The sequence below is a fragment of the Micromonospora sp. NPDC050495 genome (assembly GCF_040655175.1).
Lineage (GTDB): Bacteria > Actinomycetota > Actinomycetes > Mycobacteriales > Micromonosporaceae > Micromonospora.
This window is the reverse complement of record NZ_JBFAJK010000009.1, coordinates 157,362-174,472: the sequence shown is the minus strand read 5'-3', so window position 1 is coordinate 174,472 and position 17,111 is coordinate 157,362. Positions and strand designations below refer to the sequence as shown.

11 protein-coding genes are annotated in these 17,111 nt (G+C 72.8%); 9 read left to right on the top strand and 2 right to left on the bottom strand.

Annotation, left to right across the window (positions count from 1 at the left end; all coding sequences use genetic code 11):
* Positions 1-34: 34 nt before the first annotated feature.
* On the top strand, positions 35-4,075 hold the full coding sequence (gene hrpA / locus AB0I11_RS12980; protein WP_357318199.1) for an ATP-dependent RNA helicase HrpA: 4,041 nt from the start codon (positions 35-37) through the stop codon (positions 4,073-4,075).
* 3 nt (positions 4,076-4,078) lie between these two features.
* Here the strand turns inward: hrpA and AB0I11_RS12975 are convergent, their stop codons facing one another.
* Complete coding sequence (locus AB0I11_RS12975) at positions 4,079-5,011, bottom strand: LysR family transcriptional regulator (protein WP_357318264.1); 933 nt, start codon at positions 5,009-5,011, stop codon at positions 4,079-4,081.
* A gap of 77 nt (positions 5,012-5,088) precedes the next feature.
* Between AB0I11_RS12975 and AB0I11_RS12970 the strand changes: the two genes are divergently transcribed.
* The 7 genes from AB0I11_RS12970 (at position 5,089) to AB0I11_RS12940 (ending at position 12,920) form a co-directional block, all read left to right on the top strand.
* The gene (locus AB0I11_RS12970) at positions 5,089-5,772 is read left to right on the top strand and encodes a succinate dehydrogenase cytochrome b subunit (protein WP_357318261.1); all 684 of its coding nucleotides are present in this window, start codon (positions 5,089-5,091) and stop codon (positions 5,770-5,772) included.
* A 1-nt stretch (position 5,773) separates the two neighbouring features.
* The gene (locus tag AB0I11_RS12965; RefSeq protein WP_357318196.1) at positions 5,774-7,708 is read left to right on the top strand and encodes a fumarate reductase/succinate dehydrogenase flavoprotein subunit; all 1,935 of its coding nucleotides are present in this window, start codon (positions 5,774-5,776) and stop codon (positions 7,706-7,708) included.
* Entirely contained in the window at positions 7,705-8,466 is a 762-nt protein-coding gene (locus AB0I11_RS12960) for a succinate dehydrogenase/fumarate reductase iron-sulfur subunit (protein WP_357318193.1), read from the top strand. Before AB0I11_RS12965 ends, AB0I11_RS12960 begins: the two co-directional genes overlap by 4 nt.
* 334 nt (positions 8,467-8,800) lie before the next feature.
* Positions 8,801-9,985, top strand: a complete 1,185-nt coding sequence (locus AB0I11_RS12955; RefSeq protein ID WP_357318190.1) for a zinc-dependent alcohol dehydrogenase — start codon at positions 8,801-8,803, stop codon at positions 9,983-9,985.
* Positions 9,982-10,926, top strand: a complete 945-nt coding sequence (locus tag AB0I11_RS12950) for an SDR family NAD(P)-dependent oxidoreductase (protein WP_357318185.1) — start codon at positions 9,982-9,984, stop codon at positions 10,924-10,926. The genes AB0I11_RS12955 and AB0I11_RS12950 overlap by 4 nt, the downstream gene beginning before the upstream one ends.
* A gap of 65 nt (positions 10,927-10,991) precedes the next feature.
* Positions 10,992-12,134, top strand: coding sequence for an MBL fold metallo-hydrolase (locus tag AB0I11_RS12945; protein WP_357318182.1), 1,143 nt, complete (start codon positions 10,992-10,994; stop codon positions 12,132-12,134).
* 132 nt (positions 12,135-12,266) lie between these two features.
* Complete coding sequence (locus AB0I11_RS12940) at positions 12,267-12,920, top strand: GNAT family protein (protein WP_357318179.1); 654 nt, start codon at positions 12,267-12,269, stop codon at positions 12,918-12,920.
* A 60-nt stretch (positions 12,921-12,980) separates the two neighbouring features.
* Here the strand turns inward: AB0I11_RS12940 and dgt are convergent, their stop codons facing one another.
* The gene (gene dgt / locus AB0I11_RS12935; protein WP_357318176.1) at positions 12,981-14,492 is read right to left on the bottom strand and encodes a dGTP triphosphohydrolase; all 1,512 of its coding nucleotides are present in this window, start codon (positions 14,490-14,492) and stop codon (positions 12,981-12,983) included.
* Positions 14,493-14,645: 153 nt separating this feature from the next.
* Between dgt and AB0I11_RS12930 the strand changes: the two genes are divergently transcribed.
* Positions 14,646-17,039: a Tex family protein gene (locus AB0I11_RS12930; RefSeq protein WP_357318174.1), complete on the top strand. Its 2,394-nt coding sequence runs from the start codon at positions 14,646-14,648 to the stop codon at positions 17,037-17,039.
* The last annotated feature ends 72 nt before the right edge of the window (positions 17,040-17,111 follow it).

Here is a 17,111-nt window from a genome sequence, read left to right as displayed (position 1 = left end):
GTGTGCCGGCGGGCTGCCTATCCTTGGCGACGACATGCAGAATCCAGCCGCACCCGCCGTACCCGAGACCGCCCGCGACCTGCACCGCCGCCTCTCCGCCGTGATGTTCCGCGACCAGCGGCGGCTCCAGCGGCGGCTGGACGGGGTGCGCAAGCTGCGCGACCCGCAGCGCCGGGACGCGGCGCTGGCCGAGATCGCGACCGAGGTGGCCCGGGCCGAGGCGCGGCTGGCGACCCGGCGGGCCGCCGTCCCGGTGATCACCTACCCGGCGCAGCTGCCGGTCAGCGAGCGCAAGGACGACATCGCCGCCGCGATCCGCGACCACCAGGTGGTGATCGTCGCCGGCGAGACCGGCTCCGGCAAGACCACCCAGCTGCCCAAGATCTGCCTGGAGCTGGGGCGCGGCGTCACCGGGCTGATCGGGCACACCCAGCCCCGCCGGCTCGCCGCCCGTACGGTGGCGGACCGGATCGCCGAGGAGCTCGGCACCGAGCTGGGCGACGTGGTCGGCTACAAGGTGCGCTTCACCGACCAGGTCGGCGAGAACAGCCTGGTCAAGTTGATGACCGACGGCATCCTGCTGGCCGAGTTGCAGACCGACCGGATGCTGCGCCAGTACGACACGCTGATCATCGACGAGGCGCACGAGCGCAGCCTCAACATCGACTTCATCCTCGGCTATCTCCGGCAGCTCCTGCCCCGCCGCCCCGACCTCAAGGTGGTCATCACCTCGGCGACCATCGAAACCGACCGGTTCGCCAAGCACTTCGCCGACGCCGAGGGCAACCCGGCCCCGGTCGTCGAGGTGTCCGGCCGGACCTACCCGGTGGAGGTGCGCTACCGGCCGCTGGTCGAGGTCACCGGGGCCGACGAGGAGGACGAGGCCGACGAGGAGAACGTCCGGGACCAGATCCAGGCCATCGGCGACGCGGTCGAGGAGCTGGCCGCCGAGGGACCGGGCGACATCCTGGTCTTCCTCAGCGGCGAGCGGGAGATCCGGGACACCGCCGACGCGCTCGGCAAGCTGGTGCAGAAGAAGCGGTCGTTGCTCGGCACCGAGATCCTCCCGCTCTACGCCCGGCTCTCCACCGCCGAGCAGCACCGGGTCTTCGCCCCGCACGCCGGGCGCCGGGTGGTGCTCGCCACCAACGTGGCGGAGACCTCACTGACCGTGCCCGGGATCAAGTACGTGGTGGACCCGGGCACCGCCCGCATCTCCCGCTACTCCAGCCGGCTCAAGGTGCAGCGGCTGCCGATCGAGCCGGTCTCCCAGGCCTCCGCCAACCAGCGCAAGGGCCGCTGCGGGCGCACCTCGGACGGCATCTGCATCCGCCTCTACGACGAGTCGGACTTCGACAACCGGCCCGAGTTCACCGACCCGGAGATCCTGCGCACCAACCTGGCCTCGGTCATCCTCCAGATGACCTCGATCGGGCTCGGCGACATCGCCGCGTTCCCGTTCATCGACCCGCCGGACCGGCGCAACGTCACCGACGGCGTCAACCTGCTGCACGAGCTGGGCGCGCTCGACCCGGCCGAGCCCGACCCGGCCAAGCGGCTCACCCCGCTGGGCCGACGGTTGGCGCAGCTGCCGGTCGACCCCCGGCTGGCCCGGATGGTCCTCGAGGGCGAGCGCAACGGCTGCGCCACCGAGGTGGTGGTGATCGCCGCCGCGCTCTCCATCCAGGACCCGCGCGAGCGCCCCGCCGACAAGCAGGCCCAGGCCGACCAGGCGCACGCCCGCTTCGCCGACCAGGAGTCGGACTTCGTCGCGTACCTGAACCTGTGGCGGTACCTGCGCGAGCAGCAGCGGGCGCTGTCGTCCAGCGCCTTCCGCCGGATGTGCAAGGCGGAATACCTGAACTACCTGCGGGTGCGCGAGTGGCAGGACATCGTCAGCCAGCTGCGCCAGGTGCTGCGTACCCCCGAACAGGGTGACGGGCGGCGGGGCCGGCGCGGCCCCGACCGGGCCGGCGAGGACGGGGGCCGGCGCGGCGCCGGCGCGGACCTGCCGGAGGAGATCGACACCCCGAAGGTGCACCAGTCCCTGCTGCCCGGGCTGCTCTCCCATCTCGGGCTCAAGGACGCCCAGAAGCACGAGTACCTGGGCGCGCGCGGCGCGAAGTTCGCCATCTTCCCCGGCTCGGCGCTGTTCAAGAAGCCGCCCCGCTGGGTGATGGCCGCCGAGCTGGTGGAGACCTCCCGGCTCTGGGGCCGGGTGGCCGGCCGGGTCGAACCGGAGTGGGTGGAACCCCTCGCGCAGCACCTGGTCAAGCGCAGCTACAGCGAGCCGCACTGGGAGAAGAAGCAGGCCGCCGTGATGGCCTACGAGAAGGTCACCCTCTACGGCATCCCGATCGTCACCTCCCGCAAGGTCAACTTCGGCCGGATCGACCCGGCGCTGAGCCGGGAGCTGTTCATCCGGCACGCCCTGGTCGAGGGCGACTGGCAGACCCACCACCAGTTCTGGCGGGACAACCAGCGGCTGCTGACCGAGGTGGAGGAGCTGGAGAACCGGGCCCGGCGCCGGGACATCCTGGTCGACGACGAGACGATCTTCCAGTTCTACGACGAGCGGATCCCCGCCGACGTGGTCTCCGGCCGGCACTTCGACTCGTGGTGGAAGCAGACCCGCCGGGAGCGGCCGGAGCTGCTCACCTTCACCCGCGAGCTGCTGGTCAACGCCGGCCGGGGCGGGGTGGCCGAGACCGACTACCCGGACGAGTGGCGCGCCGACGGGGTGACCCTGCCGCTGACGTACACCTTCGACCCGGGCACCCCGACCGACGGCGTCACCGTGGACATCCCGCTGCCGCTGCTCAACCAGGTGCCGGCGGAGAGCTTCGACTGGCAGGTGCCGGGCCTGCGCGAGGAACTGGTGATCGCGCTGATCCGGTCGCTGCCCAAGGCGATCCGGCGCAACTTCGTGCCGGTGCCCGACTACGCCCGGGCGGCCCTGGCCGCGATCACCCCCGGCGCGGAGCCGCTGCTCGACGCGCTCACCCGGCAGCTGCGCCGGATGACCGGGGTCACCGTGCCGCCGGACGCCTGGGACCTGGCCAAGCTGCCGCCGCACCTGCGGGTCACCTTCCGGGTGCTCGGCGAGGACGACAAGCCGGTCGCCGAGGGCAAGGACCTGCCCGCGCTGCAACGCGAGCTGCGCCGGGAGGTACGCCAGGTCGTCGCCGCCGCCGCGCCGGACGTGGCCCGCACCGGCCTGACGGACTGGAGCATCGGCACGCTGCCGCGCACCATCGAGCAGGTACGCGCCGGGTACGCGGTGACCGCGTACCCGGCCCTGGTCGACGAGGGCGCCACCGTCGGGGTGAAGGTCTTCGACTCCCCGGCCGAGCAGGAGGCCGCGCACTGGGCGGGCACCCGCCGGCTGCTCCGGCTCACCCTGGCCTCCCCGGCGCGGTTCCTGCAGGGGCGGCTGAGCAACGAGGCGAAGCTGGCGCTGAGCCGCAACCCGCACGGCGGGGTGCCGGCGTTGATCGAGGACGCCACCGGCGCGGCGATCGACAAGCTGATGGCCGACGCGGGCGGCCCGGCCTGGGACGCCGAGGGCTTCGCCGCGCTGCGCGACCGGGTCCGCGCCGACCTGGTCGACACCGTGGTCGAGGTGATGAACCGGGTCCGGCAGGTGCTCGCCGCCGCGCACGCGGTGGAGCAGCGGCTCGGCGCGACGAGGAACCTGGCCGTGGTGGCCGCGCTGGCCGACATCCGCAACCAGCTCGGCGGCCTGGTGCACGCCGGCTTCGTCACCGAGGCCGGCTACGCCCGCCTGCCCGACCTGCTGCGCTACCTGACCGCGATCGAGCGCCGGCTGGACCGGCTGCCCGGCAACCCGCAGCGGGACAAGCAGCAGCAGGACCGGATCGCCGTGGTGCAGCGGGAGTACCAGGACATGCTCGCCGCGCTGCCACCGGCGAGGCGGCAGTCCACGGCGGCCCGGCAGATCCGCTGGATGATCGAGGAGCTGCGGGTGAACGTGTTCGCCCAGGCCCTCGGCACCCCGTACCCGGTTTCCGAGCAGCGCATCTACCGGGCCATGGACGACGCCGAGGGGCGCTGAGGGTCAGAGCGGCTCGACGCCGGCGGGGAGCTGGTCGGTGGCGGTGGCGTCGTGCACGTACTCCAGCAGGATCCGGCGCAGCTCGCGGCCGGCGTGGGTGGGCACCACGTCGCGGCGGCGGGCCACCGCGATGGTCCGGCGCACGCCGGGCGGGGCGAGCCGGGTGACCCGGATGCCGGCCCGGCGGGCCACCACGATGCCGGGGACCAGCGCCACGCCCAGTCCCGCCTCGACGAAGCTGAGCACGGCGTCCATCTCGCCGCCGTCCACCGACAGGGTCGGCTCGAAGCCGGCCTCCCGGCAGGCCTGGAGGGTGGCGTCGCGCAGGTCGTAGCCCTCCCGGAACATGACCAGGGGCTGGTCGCGCAGGTCGGTGATGCGCAGCTCGCCGTCGCGGGCCCCGGGCAGCGGGTCGACCGAGGCGACCACCAGGCTCTCCCGCAGGATCGGGTCGGCGCGCAGCCCCGGATCGGTGCCCGCGGACGGCTCGATGATCAGGGCCAGGTCGAGGTCGCCGCGGAGCAGGTCGCGGACCAGGTCCTGGGAGCCGCCCTCCTCCACCCGCAGGTCGACGGTGGGGTGGGCGTCGCGGAACCGGCGCAGCACCGGAGGCGCCAGCGAGGTGGCCAGGCTGGGCGTGGCGCCGAGCCGGACCCGGCCGCGGCGCAGGCCGACCAGCTCCTGCACCTCGCGGGTGGCGGTCTCCACGTCGGCGAGGATCCGCTTGGCCAGCGGCAGCAGCACCTCCCCCGCCGCGGTGAGGGTGATGTTGCCTCTTACCCGCTCGAAGAGCGGGGCCCCGAGGTCGGTCTCCAGGGCGTGAATTTGCTTACTCAAGGAGGGCTGGGTGATGCCCACCAGATCAGCAGCTTGGGTGAAATGTCGTACTTCTGCGACCGCGACGAAGTACCGGAGCTGATGGAGCTGCATCTCTATAGCCTACGGCTATCAAGACTGCGAAGTCGATGCATTGGACGCCTGATCGAACTGCTCCTAGCGTCGGTCGGGTGGTAATCACGAAAACTCGGTCGCCCATCCGCTCCAACGTCGGCCTCAAGGTCGTCATGGCGGTGACGGGCATCATCCTGGTGCTGTTCCTGGTCGCGCACATGCTCGGCAACCTCAAGATCTTCACGGGCGAGACCTCGTTCGACCACTACGCGCACTGGCTGCGCGAGATCGGCACGCCGCTGCTGCCGTCGACCTGGTACCTGTGGATCCAGCGCGCGGTCCTCACCGTGGCCGTGCTGGCGCACATCGCCTCGGCCACCGTGCTCGCCATCCGGTCCCGAGCCGCCCGCCCGGTGCCGTACGCGCACCGCAAGAAGATCCACGTGAACTACGCGGCGCGCACCATGCGCTGGGGTGGCGTGATCATCCTGCTCTTCGTGATCTACCACATCCTGGACCTGACCACCGGCCACCTGAACCCGCAGGGCGACCCGGCCAACCCGTACGGCAACGTGGTCGCCGACTTCGCGCCGGAGCGCTGGTACGTCACCCTCTTCTATGCCCTGGCGATCGTCACGCTCGGCTTCCACCTGCGGCACGGCGCCTTCAGCGCGTTCCGCAGCCTCGGCCAGCAGACCCCGGCGGGCGAGCGCCGGGCCCGCGCCGGTGCCCTGGTCTTCGCCGTCGCGCTCTGCGCCGGCTACCTGGTGGTCCCGTTCGCCGTACTCACCGGATTGGTGGCCTGACATGGATCTCTACACCGAAGGCGACCCGATCGCCGACACCCGGGCCCCGGACGGCCCCATCGAGACCCGGTGGGAGCGCCACCGGTTCGAGATGAAGCTGGTCAACCCGGCCAACCGCCGGAAGCTGACGGTCATCGTGGTGGGCACCGGGCTGGCCGGCGGGTCGGCCGCCGCGACCCTCGCCGAGCAGGGCTACCAGGTCAGGTCCTACTGCTACCAGGACAGCCCGCGCCGGGCCCACTCGATCGCGGCGCAGGGCGGCATCAACGCCGCCAAGAACTACCGCAACGACGGCGACTCGGTGCACCGGCTCTTCTACGACACCGTCAAGGGCGGCGACTTCCGCTCCCGCGAGTCGAACGTGCACCGGCTGGCCGAGGTCTCGGTCAACATCATCGACCAGTGCGTCGCCCAGGGCGTCCCGTTCGCCCGCGAGTACGGCGGCCTGCTCGACACCCGCTCCTTCGGCGGCGCGCAGGTACAGCGCACCTTCTACGCCCGGGGCCAGACGGGCCAGCAGCTGCTGCTCGGCGCGTACCAGGCGCTGGAGCGGCAGATCGGCCTGGGCAACGTGGAGATGAACGCCCGCCACGAGATGCTCGAACTGGTCGTCGTCGACGGCCGGGCCCGCGGCATCGTGGTCCGCGACCTGGTCACCGGTGAGATCAGCACCGAGATGGCCGACGCGGTCGTGCTCGCCTCCGGCGGCTACGGCAACGTCTTCTACCTCTCCACCAACGCCAAGGGCTGCAACGTCACCGCCTCCTGGCGGGCGCACCGCAAGGGCGCGCACTTCGCCAACCCCTGCTACACCCAGATCCACCCGACCTGCATCCCGGTCTCCGGCGACCACCAGTCGAAGCTGACCCTGATGAGCGAGTCGCTGCGCAACGACGGCCGGGTGTGGGTGCCCAAGGCCAAGGGCGACCAGCGCAGCCCTCGGGACATCCCGGAGGACGAGCGGGACTACTACCTGGAGCGGATCTACCCGTCCTTCGGCAACCTGGTCCCCCGCGACATCGCCTCCCGCGCCGCGAAGAACGTCTGCGACGAGGGGCGCGGCGTCGGCCCGACCGGCCTCGGCGTCTACCTGGACTTCGCCGACGCGATCAACCGGCTCGGCCGCAAGGCCATCGAGGCCAAGTACGGCAACCTCTTCGAGATGTACGAGCGGATCACCGGCGAGGACCCGTACGAGGTCCCGATGCGGATCTACCCCGCCGTGCACTACACGATGGGCGGCCTCTGGGTCGACTACGACCTCCAGTCGACCATCCCCGGCCTGTTCGTGATCGGCGAGGCGAACTTCTCCGACCACGGCGCGAACCGCCTCGGCGCCTCGGCGCTGATGCAGGGCCTCGCGGACGGCTACTTCGTGCTGCCCAACACCCTCGCGAACTACCTGGCCGGCGCCGGCGCGTTCGAGAAGATCGACGCCAGCCACCCGGAGGCGGTGGCCGCGCGGACGGCCGTCGAGCAGCGGATCCAGAAGCTGCTGGCGATCAACGGCGACCGCACGGTGGACTCGTTCCACCGCGAGCTGGGCCAGATCATGTGGGAGCACTGCGGCATGGAGCGCTCCGAGGCCGGGCTGCGCAAGGCGATCGACGAGATCCGGACGCTGCGCGACGAGTTCTGGCAGCGGGTCCGGGTCCCTGGCGAGGGCGAGGGGCTCAACCAGTCCCTGGAGAAGGCCGGCCGGGTGGCCGACTTCTTCGAGCTGGCCGAGCTCATGTGCATCGACGCCCTGCACCGCGAGGAGTCCTGCGGCGGCCACTTCCGGGCCGAGCACCAGACCCCCGACGGCGAGGCGCAGCGCGACGACGACCGGTTCGCCTACGTGGCGGCCTGGGAGTACACCGGCGACCAGCCCGTGCTGCACAAGGAAGACCTGACCTTCGAATACGTCCACCCCACGCAGCGGAGCTACAAGTGAATCTGACCCTGCGCATCTGGCGCCAGCAGGGCCCTCAGGACAAGGGTCGGATGGTGACCTACCAGGTCCAGGACGTCTCCCCGGACATGTCCTTCCTGGAGATGCTCGACGTGCTCAACGAGCGGCTGATCCTCGAAGGCGAGGAGCCGGTCGCGTTCGACCACGACTGCCGCGAGGGCATCTGCGGCATGTGCAGCCTCATGATCAACGGTGAGGCGCACGGCCCGCAGCGCGGCACCACCGCCTGCCAGCTGCACATGCGGCAGTTCTCCGACGGCGACACCATCGACATCGAGCCGTGGCGGGCCCGGGCCTTCCCGGTCGTCAAGGACCTGGTGGTCAACCGGAACGCCTTCGACAAGATCATCGCCGCCGGCGGGTACATCACCGCGCCGACCGGCAGCGCCCCCGAGGCGCACTCGGTGCCGGTGGCCAAGAACAACGCCGACGCCGCGTTCGAGTCGGCCGCCTGCATCGGCTGCGGCGCCTGCGTGGCCGCCTGCCCGAACGGCTCCGGCATGCTGTTCACCGCCGCCAAGATCACCCAGCTCTCGCTGCTGCCGCAGGGCCAGCCCGAGCGGTACACCCGGGTGATCGGCATGGTCGACGCGCACGACGAGGCCGGCTTCGGTGGCTGCACCAACATCGGCGAGTGCGCGGCGGCCTGCCCGAAGGGCATCCCGCTGAACACCATCGGCCGGCTCAACCGGGATTACCTCAAAGCGACCACCAAGCGCGCCGGCACCCCCGGCTCCTGAGCCGCGCGGCGGGCCGCCCGACCCACCGGACCCACCCGACCCACCGGACCCACCCGACCGCCGCGTCCCGCTCTGGGGGCGCGGCGGTCGCCCTTTCCCGCGCGGTGCGCGGGCAGCGCCACTCGCCAGGTGCCGTCGGTCTCGCTACCGACTTGATGACGTAAACGAATCGACTCAAAGCCCCTCCGCGCGTTGGGTCAGCTGGGTCATCACGTCCGTAGCGTCCGGAAACCCCTGCCCCGATCGGCCGCCGCGGGGCCGACCGCCGCCCGGTTCAAGCCGTCCCCTGCGGGTAGCAGTCCGATGGACGGCACCGGAGAGGGGACATACCGGCATGAAGGCACTGACCTGGCACGGCAAGCGGGACGTCCGCGTCGAGGACGTCCCGGACCCCCGGATCGAGGAGCCCACCGACGCGGTCGTCCGGATCACCTCGACCGCCATCTGCGGCTCCGACCTGCACCTGTACGAGGTGCTCGGCCCCTACCTGAAGCCCGGCGACGTGCTCGGGCACGAGCCGATGGGCATCGTCGAGGAGGTCGGTCCCGGGGTGACCCGGCTCAAGCCCGGCGACCGGGTGGTCATCCCGTTCAACATCTCCTGCGGGCACTGCTGGATGTGTGCGCGCCAGCTCTACGCCCAGTGCGAGACGACCCAGGTGAAGAGCGAGGGCAAGGGCGCGTCGCTGTTCGGCTACACCTCGCTCTACGGCTCGGTCCCCGGCGGGCAGGCCGAGTACCTGCGCGTCCCCCAGGCGCAGTTCGGTCCGATCAAGATCCCGGAGACCGGTCCGGACGAGCGCTGGCTCTACCTCTCCGACATCCTGCCCACCGCCTGGCAGGCGGTGAAGTACGCGGACACCCCGCCCGGCGGCACCCTCGCCGTGTTCGGTCTCGGCCCGGTCGGCCAGTTCTGCGCCCGCATCGGCCGGCACCTCGGCGCCGGCCGGGTGATCGGGCTCGACCTGGTCCCGGAGCGGCTGGAGATGGCCCGCCGGCACGGCATCGAGGTGCTCGACGTCAGCGAACTGGACGACGTGCCCGGCGCGCTGATCGACCTGGTCGACGGGCGCGGGCCGGACGCCGTGATCGACGCGGTCGGCATGGAGGCGCACGGCGCGCCGCTGGGCAAGGTCGCCCAGACCGCCGCCGGGCTGCTGCCGGACAAGTTGGCCCAGACCATGACCGACAAGGTCGGCGTGGACCGGCTGGTCGTGCTGCACGCCGCGGTCAAGGCGGTCCGACGCGGCGGCACCGTCTCCGTCTCCGGGGTGTACGGCGGCGAGCAGGACCCGATGCCGCTGATGGAGATGTTCGACCGGGGCATCCAACTGCGCATGGGCCAGTGCCACGTGAAGCGCTGGGTCGACGACATCGTGCCGCTGCTCGCCGGCGGCGACGACCCGCTGGGCGTCGAGGACCTGCGGACCCACCGGCTGCCGCTGGCCCAGGCGCCACAGGCGTACGAGATGTTCCAGAAGAAGCAGGACGGCTGCGTCAAGGTCGTGCTCGAACCGTGAGCCGGACGGTGGTGCTCACGGGCGCGACCAGCGGGATCGGCCGGGCGGCGGCCCGGGAGTTCGCCGGCCGCGGGGACCGTCTGGTCCTCGCGGCCCGCTCCCCCGCCAGCCTGGCCGAGGTACGCGACGAGTGCCGGGCCGCCGGCGCCGACGTGCTGGTCGTACCCCTGGACATCACCTCGCCCGGCGCAGTGGCCGCGCTGGCCGGCGCGGCCGAGACGGAGTTCGGCCGGATCGACGCCTGGGTGCACAGCGCCGCCGTGATGGCCTACGGCCGCTTCGACGAGACCCCCGCCGAGGTCTTCGACCAGGTGGTCCGCACCGACCTGCTGGCCGCCGCCGAGGTGGCCCGGGTCGCGCTGCGCCGCTTCCGGGCCGCCGGTGGCGGCACGCTCGTGCTCACCGGCTCGGTGCTGGGGCACATCACCGCGCCCTACATGAGCGGCTACGTGGCGGCCAAGTGGGGTCTGCAGGGGCTGGCCCGGGCGTTGCAGCAGGAGGCCCGGGAAACCCCCGGCGTGCGGATCTGCCTGGTCAACCCGGGCAGCGTCGACACGCCGATCTACCGGCGGGCGGGCAACTACCTGGGCCGGCCCGGCCGGCCCCCGCCGCCGGTCACCACCCCGGAGCGGGTGGCCCGGGCCATCGCACACTGCGTCGACCGGCCCCGCCGGGAGGTCTCCGTGGGCCGGCTCAACGTGGTCATGCGGTTCGGCTTCACCCTGCTGCCCGGCGTCTACGACGTGCTGGTCGGGCCGCTCATGCGGCTCGCCGGGCTGTCCCGGCAGCCGGTCGCGCCGCACGACGGCGTGCTGTTCGCCCCGGACCCGGGCAGCGCGGCGGTACGCGGCGGCTGGCTGCCCGACCTGCCCCAGGTGGTCCGCTCGGTCGGCGGCGCGACGGCGGCGGTCGGCTCCGCGGTGCTGCGCCGGCTGCGCTGAGCGCGGAAGCGGAGCGGGTCCCGGGTGGCTACGGTGTACTGCGGGAGACGGCGGAGGGACAGAACATGCGGGAACCAGCGGACCGGGAGATCGAGCGGGCCCTCGGCGGGCGGCTGTGGCGGATGGCCGGCCTGGCCGCGGTGAGCGGCCTGGCCTGGGCGGCCCGGGACGTGCCCGCCCAGCTCGGCGGCCGGCTGCGCGGCGCCCGCGCCGAGCGGGCCGCGCGCTCGCCGCGCTTCCGCGACGGCACCTTCCACAATCCGGCGGGCACCCGGACGACGATCGCCGATCCCGGCCGCAACCTGCTCAAGGAGTTGCTCTTCGGCAAGCAGAAGCGCCGGCCCACCGCGGCGGTCCCGCTGCTGCGCCCGGCCGACCCGGCGCCCGTCGACGCCGGCCGCGAACTCGGCGTCGTCTGGTACGGCCACGCCACCACCCTGGTGGAGATCGAAGGGCGCCGGGTGCTGCTGGACCCGGTGTGGAGCGACCGCTGCTCCCCGTCGGCGCTGGTCGGCCCGCGCCGCATCCACCAGCCGCCGGTCCGCCTCGACGAGCTGCCCCGCCTCGACGCCATCCTCATCTCGCACGACCACTACGACCACCTCGACATGACCACCGTGCGCGGGCTGCTCGCCCACCAGTCCGCGCCGTTCGTGGTGCCGCTCGGCGTCGGCGCGCACCTGGACCGCTGGGGCGTACCCGAGGAACGGATCATCGAGCTGGACTGGGCGGAGCGCCACCAGGTGGCCGGGCTGACCCTCACCGCCACCCCGGCGCAGCACTTCTCCGGCCGTGGCCTGCGCCGGGACGGCATGCTGTGGAGTTCGTGGGTGATCGCCGGGGCGCACCGCCGGGTCTTCTACACCGGCGACTCCGGCTACTTCGACGGGTACGCGCGGATCGGCGCCGAGCACGGCCCGTTCGACGTCACGCTCATGCAGATCGGCGCGTACGACCGGGCCTGGCCGAGCATCCACATGTTCCCCGAGGAGGCGGTCGCCGCCCACCTGGACCTGCGCGGCGGGCTGTTCATCCCGGTGCACTGGGCCACCTTCAACCTGGCCCTGCACGACTGGTCCGAGCCGGTGGACCGGCTCTGGGCCGAGGCAAAGGCGCGGGACATCCGGCTGGCGGTGCCACGCCCGGGTGAGCGGGTGGTGGTGGACGACCCGCCGGCGGTCGACGGCTGGTGGCAGGCGGTCGCCTGAGGACCTGCCGGGCGTTTGAACCCCTGTTCCCCCGCTATGTCTGGTAGACCATCTGGGTGAGCCGTCCCTCGGCAGGCTCCGCCCGTCATCCGGTGCCCCCTCCGCCGGCTCGCCGTCTCATCGAGGAGCACCATGCTGAACGGCCGCCTGGTGGCGATCCGCCCCACGCACACGGAAGACCTGAACTTCCTGGCCGACCTGGCGAACCACGAACAGGTCCGGCACAAGGTCGGGGGCTGGGGTTGGCCGGTGTCCCGGGATGCCCAGCCGGAATGGCTACGGCGGTCCCACGCCGATCCGAGCGTCCAGCGGATGACCGTCGCCGATCCGGTGTCGGGGCAGCCGTGGGGGTTCACCGGCCTGTGGGAGATCGACTGGCACAACCAGAGCGCGCTCACCGGGATCAAGCTGATGCCCGGCCTGACCCCGCGCGGGGCCGGCACCGACGCGATCATGCTCACCATGGCCTGGAGCTTCTACGAGGTCGGCCTCCGGCGCCTGCACAGCACCATTCTGCCGTTCAACGAGGCGAGCCTGGGAGCCTACGTACGTCACTGCGGCTGGCGGATCGAGGGCCGGGACCGCGAGGCGGTGTTCCGGCGTGGCCAGTGGCACGACCTCCTACGGGTCGCCGCCCTGCGAGCCGATTTCGACGCCCTGCCGGCGGCGGAGGAGTACATCGAGCGGGTCTGCGGGCCGCGGCCCTCGGTCCCGGTCCAGCCCGAGCGGGGTCACGACCACGACCCGGTCGCGTTCGCCAGCACCGGGCCGCCGGGAAGAGGCTGAGGTTCATCGCCCGACGGTGGGGCGGGGCCGGTTTCCGTTCCCGCCCGCCCCACCGGGAGGTCACAGCACGAAGGCGTCGGTCCAGAGGGCGCCGGAGCGGCCGGAGAGCGCGTCCAGCATCGCCACCGCCTGGCCGTCGGTGAGCTGCGCGACGAAGTCGACGATCGCCCGCCCCCGGGCCCGGCCGATCCGGTCCGGGGTGCGCGGGTGCAACTCCGCCTCCGCCAGCTCGACCAGGTCGTGCAGGCGGCGGGGCAACCGGGACTCCTCGTCCGGGTCCAGCAGCCACTCCCAGAGCGCCTCGACCAGCGTGTCCAGCAGCCGCGCCTGGCCGCGCTGGTGCAGGGCCAGGTCCGGGCGGGCCAGCACGAACCGGTGATGGACGAACTTGAGCACCTGCACCTCGTGCCACTGCGCCTGGTCGAGCCGCACGTAGCCGGAGCGGACGTCCGGCTCCGGCGTGACCGTGATGGCCGCCACGAAGCGGGTGGACCAGCGGGCGGAGAACCGGGCGACGTACTGCTCGGCCTCGATCGAGCCGTCGAAGGGCAGCGCCAGCAGCCCTTCCACCAGCTCCTCCCGGACGTGCTCGACGGCGGCGGCGAACGCGTCGTCGTCGGCGATCCAGGCGTCCTTGCGGTGCAGTTGGCGGCGCAGTCGCTCGATCGCCGCCCCGGGCCGCCGGCCCGCGGCCTCCAACGCCGAGGCGGTGATCGACCGCAGGTGCCCGTACTCGCGCTGCCAGGCCATCAGCTCGGCGGCCACCGCCCCCTGCTGGAGCACCCCGACCCGGTAGAAGTCCTCCACGTCGTGAATGGCGTACGCGATGTCGTCGGCGGTGTCCATCACCGACGCCTCCGGGGTCTGCTGCCAGTCCGGCATCCGGCCGGCGAACGGCTCGCGGGCCTGCCGCAGGTCGTCCAGCTCGGTCCGGTAGGCGCCGAACTTGACCGAGCCGCTCTCCGGGTCGTCGGGCGGCGGCGCCGCGCCCCGGGGCGCCGGGTCGAGGTGCCGCGGGTGCGGGTCGGGGTGGTCCAGCCGGGTCCACGGGTACTTCAGCATCGCCGCGCGGACGGCGGCGGTCAGGTCGAGCCCGGTGGTCGCCGCGCCGCGGATCTCGGTGCTGGTCACGATCCGGTACGACTGGGCGTTGCCCTCGAAGCCGTCCGACAGGCCGAGCCGCTGCCGGGCCAGCCGGTCCAGCACCCGCTCACCCAGGTGCCCGAACGGCGGGTGACCGAGGTCGTGGGCGAGCGCGGCGGCCTCCACCACGTCCGGATCGCAACCGCCCAGCTTCTCCAGCAGGTCCCGGTGGACCGGGTCGGCGGTCAGCCGCTCGGCGATCGCCCGGGCCACCTGCGCCACCTTGAGGCTGTGGGTGAGCCGGTTGTGCACCAGCAGCCCGGAGCCACCCGGGCTGATGACCTGGGTCACGCCGTTGAGCCGGGCGAAGAACGGCGAGCCGACGATCCGGTCCCGGTCGGCCCGGAACGGGCTGGCGGCCAGGTCGCCGAGCGCCCGGGCGCTGCCCCCGAAGAGCCGCCGGGCCCGCGGATCCGCAGCTTGTTCCATGATCGCCACGCTAGCGCAGCGTGCCCCGGGTCGTGATGCGCCTGCCCGCCGGCGGGACCGGTGTGCCGGATGGGACGGGCGGGTGCGGCGCGGCCGGCGATGACCCGACCGGCACAATGACTGCCGAACCCACCCGAGAAGGCGGATCAGATCGTGACCCAGTCTGTGCACCAGCGGATCGCCGAGGAACTCGGCGTCGCCGAACGGCAGGTGCGGGCGGCCGTGGAGCTGCTCGACGGCGGCGCCACCGTGCCGTTCATCGCCCGCTACCGCAAGGAGGCCACCGGCCTGCTCGACGACGCGCAACTGCGCACCCTGGAGGAGCGGCTGCGCTACCTGCGCGAGCTGGACGAGCGGCGCGCCGCGGTGCTGGAGTCCATCCGCGGCCAGGGCAAGCTCGACGAGGCCCTGGAAGCGCAGATCATGGCGGCCGACTCGAAGTCGCGCCTGGAGGACATCTACCTGCCGTACAAGCCGAAGCGGCGGACCCGGGCGCAGATCGCCCGCGAGGCCGGGCTGGAGCCCTTGGCCGCCACGCTGCTGGCCGACCCGGCGCAGGACCCGCGGGCCACGGCCGCCGGCTTCGTCGACGCCGACCGGGGGGTCGCCGACGTCGCCGCCGCGCTCGACGGGGCCCGTGCCATCCTCGTCGAGCGGTTCGCCGAGGACGCCGACCTGATCGGCACGCTGCGCGAGCAGATGTGGTCGCGGGGCCGACTGGTCTCCCGGGTACGCGAGGGCCAGGAGACGGCCGGCGCCAAGTTCGCCGACTACTTCGACTTCGCCGAGCCGTTCACGAAGCTCCCCTCGCACCGGATCCTCGCCATGTTCCGGGGCGAGAAGGAGAGCGTGCTCGACCTGACCATGGACCCGGAGGCCGACGGCGACTCCGACGCCGTGGTCACCGGCCCCACCCGCTACGAGGCGGCCATCGCCGGCCGGTTCGGGGTCAGCGACCAGGGGCGGCCCGCCGACCGGTGGCTCACCGACACGGTGCGCTGGGCCTGGCGTACCCGGGTCCTCATCCACCTCGGCGCCGACCTGCGGATGCGGCTCTGGCAGGCGGCCGAGGAGGAGGCCGTCCGGGTCTTCGCCACCAACCTGCGTGACCTGCTGCTCGCCGCGCCGGCCGGCACCCGCCCGACCATGGGCCTGGACCCGGGCCTGCGCACCGGCGTGAAGGTGGCCGTGGTCGACGCCACCGGCAAGGTGGTAGCCACCGACACCATCTACCCGCACGAGCCGCGGCGGCAGTGGGACGCCTCATTGGCCACCCTGGCCCGCCTGGCCGCCGCGCACGGCGTCGAACTGGTCGCCATCGGCAACGGCACGGCGAGCCGGGAGACCGACAAGCTCGCCGGTGACCTGATCAAGCAGCACCCGGAGCTGAACCTGACCAAGGTGGTGGTCTCCGAGGCCGGCGCGTCGGTCTACTCCGCCTCCGCGTACGCCTCGCAGGAGCTGCCCGGGCTCGACGTGTCGCTGCGCGGCGCGGTCTCCATCGCGCGCCGCCTCCAGGACCCCCTGGCCGAGCTGGTGAAGATCGACCCGCGCTCGATCGGCGTCGGGCAGTACCAGCACGACCTGTCCGAGGTGAAGCTGTCCCGCTCGCTCGACGCGGTGGTCGAGGACTGCGTGAACGCGGTGGGGGTCGACGTCAACACCGCCTCGGCGCCGCTGCTCACCCGGGTCTCCGGCATCGGCGCCGGGCTGGCCGAGAACATCGTGCTGCACCGGGACGCCAACGGGCCGTTCCGCACCCGCGCCCAGCTGAAGAAGGTGCCCCGGCTCGGACCGAAGGCGTTCGAGCAGTGCGCCGGCTTCCTGCGTATCCCGGGCGGCGACGACCCGCTGGACTCCTCCAGCGTGCACCCCGAGGCGTACCCGGTGGTCCGGCGGATCCTCGCCCGCACCGGCACCGACGTACGCGGGCTGATCGGGCAGAGCGCCATCCTGCGCGGGCTGCGCGCCACCGAGTTCGTCGACGACACGTTCGGCCTGCCCACCGTCACCGACATCCTCGCCGAGCTGGAGAAGCCGGGCCGCGACCCGCGCCCGGAGTTCCGGACGGCCACCTTCGTCGAGGGCGTCGAGAAGATCAGCGACCTGACGCCGGGGATGGTGTTGGAGGGCGTGGTCACCAACGTGGCCGCCTTCGGCGCGTTCGTCGACGTGGGCGTGCACCAGGACGGCCTGGTCCACGTCTCCGCCATGTCGCACACCTTCGTCAAGGACCCGCGCGACGTGGTGAAGTCCGGCGACGTGGTCCGGGTCCGGGTGCTCGACGTCGACGTGCCCCGTAAGCGCATCTCGCTGACCCTGCGGCTGGAGGACGAGGCCCCGGGCGGTGACGGACGCCGCGACCGCGGCGGCCGGGAGCGCGGTGGCCAGGGCGGTCAGCGCGGTGGTCAGGGCGCTCCGCGCGGCGCCGGGCGCGGCGACCGGGGCGGCTCGCGGGGCGGGCCGCAGCAGCGGCAGGGTCGAGGCGCGCCCGCGCCGGCCAACAGCGAGATGCTGGAGGCACTGCGCCGCGCCGGCCTGGCCTGACGCACCCGGCCTGCCTGAACCCTTTCGCTGCGGGGTCGAGGACAGGGCTCGGGTGGGCAAGCGGGCAGGTGG

What these genes read in the sequence shown, in the direction of transcription:
- dgt (WP_357318176.1), bottom strand. Translation starts at nt 14,492, where the DNA reads ATGGAACAAGCTGCGGATCCGCGGGCCCGGCGGCTCTTCGGGGGCAGC.
- AB0I11_RS12955 (WP_357318190.1), top strand. Translation starts at nt 8,801, where the DNA reads ATGAAGGCACTGACCTGGCACGGCAAGCGGGACGTCCGCGTCGAGGAC.
- AB0I11_RS12945 (WP_357318182.1), top strand. Translation starts at nt 10,992, where the DNA reads ATGCGGGAACCAGCGGACCGGGAGATCGAGCGGGCCCTCGGCGGGCGG.
- hrpA (WP_357318199.1), top strand. Translation starts at nt 35, where the DNA reads ATGCAGAATCCAGCCGCACCCGCCGTACCCGAGACCGCCCGCGACCTG.
- AB0I11_RS12965 (WP_357318196.1), top strand. Translation starts at nt 5,774, where the DNA reads ATGGATCTCTACACCGAAGGCGACCCGATCGCCGACACCCGGGCCCCG.
- AB0I11_RS12940 (WP_357318179.1), top strand. Translation starts at nt 12,267, where the DNA reads ATGCTGAACGGCCGCCTGGTGGCGATCCGCCCCACGCACACGGAAGAC.